Origin of the sequence: Immundisolibacter sp., assembly GCF_041625615.1 — a bacterium.
GTDB lineage: Bacteria > Pseudomonadota > Gammaproteobacteria > Immundisolibacterales > Immundisolibacteraceae > Immundisolibacter.
Genome location: NZ_JBFJTF010000203.1, coordinates 1 through 2,674 on the forward strand (window position 1 = coordinate 1; position 2,674 = coordinate 2,674).

General features: G+C 65.8%; 2 protein-coding genes. Both read right to left on the reverse strand.

Annotation, left to right across the window (positions count from 1 at the left end; genetic code table 11):
- On the reverse strand, nucleotides 1-730 hold a 730-nt coding region (locus ABYX71_RS11400; protein ID WP_372696615.1), incomplete at its 3' end, for a thiamine pyrophosphate-binding protein.
- A gap of 277 nt (nucleotides 731-1,007) precedes the next feature.
- The coding region (locus tag ABYX71_RS11405; RefSeq protein ID WP_372696616.1) for an ATP-binding cassette domain-containing protein at nucleotides 1,008-2,674 on the reverse strand (1,667 nt) is incomplete at its 5' end.

Here is a 2,674-nt window from a genome sequence, read left to right on the forward strand (position 1 = left end):
CGCTGCGCGCCCCTTCTCCAAGCACAAAGCAAATTTTTCGCGCTTTCAGGACCTGTTTGTAGAGTTCCGCGACCGAGGCTGTGTCCACCGCCGGCGTCACGCTGATGAGCTTGTCCAGGTTGCGGGACAGCGAAGGCATTTGCGTTGGGGCGCGGGTGACATCGACCGGCAGGCTGAGATGGACGGCGCCGGCGGGTTCGCGGAAAGCGGCCAGGATCGCCCTGACGACTTTCTGTTCGAGCTGTTTGGGGTGTGAGACGAGCGTGTTGTATCGCGTGAAGTTTTTATAGATGCTGACAGTATCAATCGCGGTGCAGCTCGACTCCTGGAGGCCGCCTCGACCAAAATTTTCGAGCTTTGTCTGCGCCGTGATGGCGAGCAGCGGAATTGCGTCCTGCGTCGCATTGGCGACGCCGGTGATCATGTTGGTGGCACCTGGCCCGGTGGTGGCAAAGCACACACCGAGCTTGCCGGTCTCGCGCGCGTAGCCATCGGCCATGAAGGCAGCGCCCGATTCGTGGCGGGCAACAACCAGTTGTGGGCCGCCGTGACGCATGCCGCGGGCCAGGGCGTTGGTCAGCGGCTCAATGGCGCCGCCCGGCACGCCGAAGACATACTCGACACCGATTTGTTGCAGGTAGTGGACGATCAGATCGCCGCCTTCCAGTTCGGCGGACGGCGCAAGTGAGGTTTGGATTCCCCCGGACAGTTTGCTGTCCTTCGCATGCATGAGCGTTTCCTCTCGAAGTGCCCCTCCACGAGCACTGGTCACCTTACATGAAAACTTACTAATGACGTCTTACAGTTAGGCGTGAATGTTGATTTTTTTGTTGATCTTGGGCGTGCTGTTTTCCAGCGGCAGGTGCAGGGCGCGTCGCGTCGACTGGGGTTGCCGAGTACGCAGCCAATGGTCGGTTGGCTTGCAAGAACAAGCAGTTGCACTGGTGATGGCGGGCCGCGCCGCTGCGTGTTGCTTGCTGGGCATCGGTACGTGGCGATGATAGCGCTCAGGCGCTGGAGGATGCGTTTGATCCGTGGCGACGTGATTCAAGCGCCTGCCAGCGTTCGAAGGCGCGTTCCAACGCTGCTTCCTGCGCGGCCAGCTGCTGCTGCGCGGTGCGCTGGACATCGACGGGCTGCTGATAGAACGCGCCGTCGGCCATTTGCTGATGCAGTGCCTCGATGCGGCCTTCGATTTTCTCGATGTCCTGCGGCAGGCGCTTGAGCTCGCGCTGTTCGGCCGGGGTCAGGCCGGCGGGTTTCGGCGAGGGTGGCGCGGTCGGGCGGGCTGGCTTGGCTGCGGTGTGTTTTGGGGCGCGCGTGTCGGGCGCATCCGCGCGCGTCTGACGCCGCCAGTCGTCGTAGTCACCCACGTAGTGCCGAAAGCCACGGTCGCCTTCGTGCACCAGCAGACCGTCGACGACCTCGTTCACGAAGGCGCGGTCGTGCGAGACCAGGATGACGGTGCCGGGGTAGTCGAGGATCAGCCCCTCGAGCAGTTCCAGGGTCTCGACGTCCAGATCGTTGGTGGGTTCGTCCAGCACCAGCACGTTGGATGGCTTGGCGAACAGCCGCGCCAGCAGCAGGCGGTTGCGTTCGCCGCCGGACAGCAGGCGCGTGGCAGTGCGGGCGCGGTCGGGCGAGAACAGGAAGGCTTTCAGGTAGCCCAGCACGTGCAGCGAGCGGCCGTCGAACTCGATGCGCTCTGCGCCTTCGGCCACGTTCCAGGCGGCGTCGCGTTCCAGGTCCAGCTGTTCGCGGTTCTGGTCGAAGTAGGCGACCTGCAGGTTCTCGCCGTGCACCAGGGTGCCGCTGTCCGGCGGTCGAAGGCCCAGCAGGACGTTCAGCAGTGTGGTCTTGCCGCAGCCGTTGGGGCCCATGATGCCCAGCACCTGGCCGCGCTGCAGCTTGAAGCTGAAGTCCCGCAGTACGGTGGTGTCGGCGATGCGGGCGCTGACGTTGCGGGCCTCCAGCACGCGCTTGCTCGACTGTTCGCCGAATTGCGCCTTGATGGCGGCGCGCTGCTGGTACTTGCGCCGCCCGGCGGCCTGCTCGCGCAGGTCCTCAAGCGCCCGCACGCGGCCCATGTTGCGCGTGGTGCGTGCCTTGACGCCGCGTCGGATCCAGGCTTCTTCCTCGGCCAGTTTCTTGTCGAATTCGCGATTCGCGGCCCGTTCGGCGGCCAGGGCGTCTGCCTTGCGGCGTCGAAAGTCGGCGTAGCGGCCGGGCCAGTTGTAGAGCGCGCCGCGGTCCACCTCGACGATGCGGGTGGCGATCCGGTCCAGAAACGCGCGGTCGTGGCTGATGAACACCAGCGCGAAGGTCGCGCCGAGCAGGAATTCTTCCAGCCAGGTGACGCCGGCAATGTCGAGGTGGTTGGTTGGCTCGTCCAGCAACAGCACATCAGGCTGGCCGACCAGCGCCCGCGCCAGCAGCACGCGCCGCTTGAGCCCGCCGGACAGGTGCTCGAACGGCGCCGCGGCTGGCAGGGCCATGCGCGTGAGCAGGGCATCGACTTCCACCTGGGCGGTCCAGGCACCGGCCTGCTCCAGGGCGTGCTGAAGGCTGTCCAGCGTTGCCGCCGACGCGCCGCGCTCGACGGCGGCGCGGTAGTCGTCCAGCAGGCGCCCGCGCTCGCCAAGCCCGGCGCTGACCACCGAATAGACGCTGCCGC